Origin of the sequence: Stutzerimonas stutzeri, assembly GCF_000935215.1 — a bacterium.
GTDB lineage: Bacteria > Pseudomonadota > Gammaproteobacteria > Pseudomonadales > Pseudomonadaceae > Stutzerimonas.
In genome coordinates, this window is the sequence record NZ_JXXD01000167.1 from 1 (window position 1) to 5,473 (window position 5,473).

Here is a 5,473-nt window from a genome sequence, read left to right on the forward strand (position 1 = left end):
GCATGAAATGGGTATCGAGCATGGCGTCCTGCAGTTGCCGGCGCTGGCGCTGCCAGCGCTCCGGCACCGGGTTGCCGCTGATCTCGCTCAGCGCCATCAACCAGGCATCCACCGCCTCCAGGCCCAGCAGCAGGCCGAAACGCCGGTCCGGTACGCCGCTGCGGGCGGCCAGCGCATCGGCGGCGGCGGTCAGGCTCTGGCCGATCACCAGGGTGGCGGCGCTCTGCCCGGCACTGGCCAACTCGTCGAGGGTCAGCCCGCCGGTGGTCAGCGGGTTGAAGGCCGCCTCGTCGAGATGGCCGTCCAGCGAGCCGGACAGGTCGGGGATCAGCAACGGCCGCAGGCCGAAGCTCTCGATGCTCTCGGCGACGAATTCCAGGTCGCCGGGTGTCAGGCTGGCGCTGCACAGCACGTTGACCTGGCGCGGCCGCTGGCCGACCTGGTCACGGCGCTCGGGCACCAGCGCCTCGATCATCGCCTTGAGCGCGGCGGCGAAACCGCTCTCGAAGCAACCGCTGAAGTCCGGGCTGTTCACCGACACCACGGCCACGTCGCCGTACTCGGGATATTCGCGGCGGAACTGATGCACGGCGCTGTGCAGGTCGCAGCCCTGGGTCTCCGCCAGCGCGGTGCTGAGCAGGCCGATCACCGCTGGATGCTGCTTGTCGCAAATGGTGCGCAGCGCCTCGACCACGTTCTCGTCGGCGCCCATCACCGAGCTGACCTGATCCATCGCCGTGGTCTGCAACGGCACCGGCTCGCGGAAGTGCCGGACGAAGAACACCTTGGCGAACGCCGTGCAGCCCTGCGAACCGTGCAGCAACGGCATGCTGCGCGCCAGGCCGAGGAAGGCCAGCGCGGCACCCATGGTCTGGCTGGCCTTCAGCGGGCTGACCGCCAGCGCCTTGTTGCGGTTGATGATCTGTGCCATCGCGACCTCCTCAGGCGTTCGCCAGCGTGCGGGGTTGTGCCTCGGCCGACGCGGGCCGCTCCCACGGCGCCGGCTGGCGCACCGCCGGCCACACCGGGCTCTCGAGGGTCAGGCACAGCTGGCGCACCAGTTCCCGCATGCCGTCGTAGCCGGCATAGCCGAATTCGCGTTCCTGGTTGATGTCGAGGAAGGGGATGCGCCCCTTGAGCGCGGTGTACATGTTGCGACCGCCGGCGATGAGGATGTCGGCGCGGTATTCCTCCACCGTGCGCAACAACGCGCGCGGGTTGCCCTCGTCGAGCATCTTGACGTCGTCGCCCATCAGCTCGCGGATGCGCGCCTTGTCCTCCTCGGTGGATTTCTTGGTGCCGGTGGCGACCACCTTCATGCCCAGGTCCTGCAGCGCGGAGATCACCGACCAGGACTTGACCCCGCCGGTGTAGAGCAGCACGCGCTTGCCGGCCAGGCGTTCGCGCCAGGGCTCCAGCGCCGCGCGAATCCTCGCTTCCTCGCGCGCGATCAGCGCTTCGGTGCGCGCGGCGAGGTCGTCGTCGCCGATCAGCCGGGCGAAGTCGCGCAGCGCCTGCGAGGTGTCGGTGATGCCGTAGAAGCTGCCCTCGAACCAGGGCGTGCCGAAGCGCTCCTGCAGCTTGCGCGCGACATTGAGCATGGCCTTGGAGCAGACCATCATGTTCACCTCGGCGCGGTGCATGGTCTGCACCTCGCGAAAACGCGCATCGCCCGACAGCGTGCAGAGCACGCGCAGGCCCAGCTCGTCGAGCAGCGGCAGCACGTGCCAGAACTCGCCGGCGATGTTGTATTCGCCGATCAGGTTGACGTCGTGCACGCGGATGCCGGCGCGCTCGCTGCCGGCCGGCAGCGGGTCGGGCTCGCGGGTGCCGATCACGTGCTTGACCATGGCATCGCCGGCGATGCGGTTGCCGAGGTTCTTGGTACCGTAGAAACCGGCGCCGTCCACCGGCACCACCGGGGTGGCGAAATGCTCGCTGGCGGCCTTGCACACGGCGTCGAGGTCGTCGCCGATCAGCGCCGGCACGCAGGTGTTGTAGACGAACACCGCCGGCGGCGCGTAGCTCTCCACCGCCTGGCGGATGGCGTGGAACAGGCGCTTCTCGGCGCGCCCCATGATCACGTCCTGCTCGGAGAGATCGGTGGTCATGCCGATGCGGTACAACTGCGGGCCGCTGGAGCGGGTGCCGCGGTTGTCCCAGGAACTGCCGGCGCAGGCGATGGGCCCATGGACGATGTGCGCCACATCGGCGATCGGCAGCAGCGCGATCTGCGCGCCGTCGAAGGCGCAGCCGCCATCGGTGGCGCCCGGCGCCGGCTTGGCGCAGCCGGACTTCTCCTTCTTGTTGTGCGTGCAGGCGGGCTCGTCGAGCAGCTCGGCAATGTCCTTGGCTTTCATCGCACCCTCCGGTCGTCATGGTCATGCGCAACGAGGTGGATGCAATGCCTGTACCAAAATACAACTTATTGATTTTTATTGATTTGTATTGAAATCTGATTGTCGCAAACGCGTCCGGATGTCGGGTTCGCAACAAAGGATTCGGCGGGTGCATCGTAGGTTGGGGCGGGGCGCGTAGCCTGAGCCGCGTAGCGGCGAAGCCCAACATCGCTCCGAGGCCAAGGTGAATCTCCGGAACGCCCAAAAGCGCAACACCGTGACGAATCCGTGCCGGACGCCGCGCGCGTTGGGCTTCGCTTCGCTCAACCCAACCTACAACCACCAGCCGACCGATCGGGATCACATTTTTCGCTAACGAGTTGCCCTATATTTCGCCAAGCCCAATTCATCAAGGATGATGAGATGCACTATCGACGCGCTTTCGTGCCGGGCGGCACGTTCTTTTTCACCCTCGGGCTGGCCGATCGCAACCAGTGCCTGCTCACCGAGCATATCGACGCGCTTCGTGCCGCCTTTCGCCTGGTAAAGGCCCGACATCCGTTCGAGATCGTCGCGCAGGTGGTGTTGCCGGATCACCTGCACGCCGTATGGCGACTGCCCGAGGGCGATGCCGACTACCCGCTGCGCTGGGCGTTGATCAAGAGCGGCTTCTCCCGTCGCCTGCCCGCATACGAGGCGATTCCGTTGTCGCGCCGACGCAAACGTGAGCGCGCCGTCTGGCAACGGCGCTACTGGGAGCACCGGATCCGGGACGAAGAGGATCTGCAGCGGCACATCGATTACATCCATTTCAATCCGGTCAAGCATGGGCACGTTTCACGCGCCGCCGATTGGCCGTATTCCTCGATTCATCGTTACATCAGAAACAGAGCGATACCGGTCGATTGGGGAGGTGAGGTGTGTGCGGCGGGGTCGATCCACGTACGTTGGGATTGAGGCCCGGTGGTTGGGTGAAACACGTAGGTTGGGTCGGGCGGCGCTCCGCTGGGCCGCGGAGCGGCGAAGCCCAACATCACTCCGGGGCCAAAGCGGACCTCCGATGCGCCGAAGCTCAACGCCGCGACGAGTGCGTTGTCCGACGCCTCGCTCGTTGGGCTTCGCAGGCTCAACCCAACCTACGTCAGAGTTGGACAGTTACGACGGGGCACGACGTAGGTTGGGTTGAGACGCGAAGCGACGAAGCCCAACATCACGCCGGGGCCAAAGCGAACCTCCGACGCGCCGAAGCTCAACGCCATAACGATTGCGTTGCCCGGTGCCAGCTCGTTGGGCTTCGCGGAGCTCAACCCAACCTACGACTGGCACCGAACCCGTAGGTTGGGTTGAGCCGCGAAGCGGCGAAGCCCAACATCACACCGGAACCAAGGCGAATCTCCGACGTGCCGAAGCTCAACGCCGTAACGATTGTGTTACCCGAGGCCTCGCTCGTTGGGCTTCGCGGAGCTCAACCTCGGCGGCCCCACCCAACCTACCTCAACCCAACCTACCCCAATCGCTCTTCGATCGCGTTCCGGACTTCGGGATCGTCTTCGTTCAGCTCGCGCAGGGCGTCGAGCGGGGCGTTTTCCACGGCGGCCAGGCGTACCGTCCAGTCGGGGTCGTGGAGCATTTCCAGCACGTCCTCGCCATGCAGGCGCGCGGCGACCAGGCGGCGGACTTCCGGTTCGGGGTCGGTGACCATCAGTCCGAGGCTTTCCTCGGGCAGGCGCTGGGCGACGAACTTGCGCACCTGGCGGTCCTCGTCGCGGATGAAGCGGAACAGCCGCCCCGGGGCGATGCGCTGGACCACGTAGGCGCGCACCAGGTAATCCGGGTCGGCAGCCATCCGTTCCAGTTGCTCGGCCGGCAGGCGGTCGGCGACGGTGATGCGCACTTCCCGATCCGGGTCGCGCATGAGTTCGCCCAGGCGCTCGCGCGGCAGGCGGTAGGCGACGGCACGGCGCACCGCTTCGTCGACGTCGTGGATCATCGGCAGCAGCGCCTCCACCGGGGCGTAGCGCACGGCGATGGCGCGCCGCTCCCAGAACGGATCGGCCAGGTAGTGCACGGCCAGCTGCGGATTCTGCCGGAAGAAACGGTCGATCTGCCGGCCGCTGTGGATCGCCACGCAGCGGTCGCCCGGCGTGCAGCGGCCGCTGGGCAGCAGGTCGCCGCGAAAGCTGCAATCGCGGCAGTCCGCCAGGGGGGTGATGTCCTCGCTACCGTCGTTGTGCATGGGCGCTCTCTAATCGGCGATGACTTCGGCCAGGACGATGCCCGAGGCGGCGTCCAGGTCGTTGCTCAGCACCGAGCAGTGCTGGCTGGAGTTGACCAGGTAGACGTTGAACCCCGGCCGCTCGGCAACCGGCTTGGCATTGACCACCACGTCGTCGTCCATGCAGCAGGTGAAGTGGATGCCAGGGTGCTCGCTGCGCAGCCTGGCGAGCAGCGCCTCGTCCAACGGAGCGTTCTCGGCCTGGCGGATGACCGCGTCGAGCTGGGTCTGGCTGATCATGGGGTGTCCTCTCTTTCAGACGTGGAAACGCGGGGGGCCGGCTCGCTGCCCATGGCCTTGGCCAGCCAGGGCGGCGGCGCGCTGGCCAGTACCTGTTGCAGTTCCTCGACGATCTCGCGGGCCGGGATCGGCCGCATGACCTTGACCGGGTGGGTGCCGACGCGAATCACCTTGGCCGCCGCCGGCCCGCCGATGCTCAGGGTGTAGAGCAGCTGGCAGTCGTGCAGCAGTTCGGCGCGGCGGGCATGGCGATCTTCGTGGGGCGCGACCGGCCCCGGCTCGCGCAGGTCGACCAGGCGGCTGGCGCTCGGCGAGATCTGGTAGACGAGAAAGCGCGCGCAGCTGCCGAAGCTGCCGTCCAAGCGCTCGCCGCCGTCGGAGGTGCAGGCGATGCGGATCGAATCCGGCAACTCGCCTTCGCGATAGGGCTCGATGGCCGGCAACGGTTCCTCGGGCATCCGCACGCCACGCCCCTTGAGCAGGCCGAGCGCACGCTGCAATTGCCGCTCGCTGAGCGCCGGCGGCGGCCCGTCGACGCTGCTCAGCAGGCGGTTGCGCAGGCGGTTGAGGCGCAGCCTGGCCAGTCGCGCTTCGGTGATCGGCTCGCCGGTGACGCTGA

Annotated in this window: 6 protein-coding genes; 1 reads left to right on the plus strand and 5 read right to left on the minus strand. The window is 67.3% G+C overall.

Annotation, left to right across the window (positions count from 1 at the left end):
* The coding region (gene nifN / locus LO50_RS17110) for a nitrogenase iron-molybdenum cofactor biosynthesis protein NifN (RefSeq protein WP_044315750.1) at nt 1–931 on the minus strand (931 nt) is incomplete at its 3' end.
* Between the two features lie 10 nt (nt 932–941).
* Complete coding sequence (gene nifE, locus LO50_RS17115) at nt 942–2,360, minus strand: nitrogenase iron-molybdenum cofactor biosynthesis protein NifE (protein WP_042921686.1); 1,419 nt, start codon at nt 2,358–2,360, stop codon at nt 942–944.
* Between the two features lie 402 nt (nt 2,361–2,762).
* Here nifE and LO50_RS17120 point away from each other — a divergent pair, with 402 nt between their 5' ends.
* Complete coding sequence (locus LO50_RS17120; protein ID WP_042921684.1) at nt 2,763–3,296, plus strand: REP-associated tyrosine transposase; 534 nt, start codon at nt 2,763–2,765, stop codon at nt 3,294–3,296.
* Between the two features lie 547 nt (nt 3,297–3,843).
* Here the strand turns inward: LO50_RS17120 and LO50_RS17125 are convergent.
* The 3 genes from LO50_RS17125 to LO50_RS17135 all read right to left on the minus strand — a co-directional run.
* On the minus strand, nt 3,844–4,575 hold the full coding sequence (locus LO50_RS17125) for a 4Fe4S-binding leucine-rich repeat protein (protein WP_042921682.1): 732 nt from the start codon (nt 4,573–4,575) through the stop codon (nt 3,844–3,846).
* A 9-nt stretch (nt 4,576–4,584) separates the two neighbouring features.
* Nucleotides 4,585–4,854 (minus strand): DUF6129 family protein, encoded by a 270-nt coding sequence (locus tag LO50_RS17130; RefSeq protein ID WP_042921681.1) that lies wholly within the window; start codon nt 4,852–4,854, stop codon nt 4,585–4,587.
* Nucleotides 4,851–5,473: NifB/NifX family molybdenum-iron cluster-binding protein (locus LO50_RS17135; protein ID WP_044315751.1), on the minus strand; the 623-nt coding region annotated here is incomplete at its 5' end. The genes LO50_RS17130 and LO50_RS17135, both read right to left, overlap by 4 nt.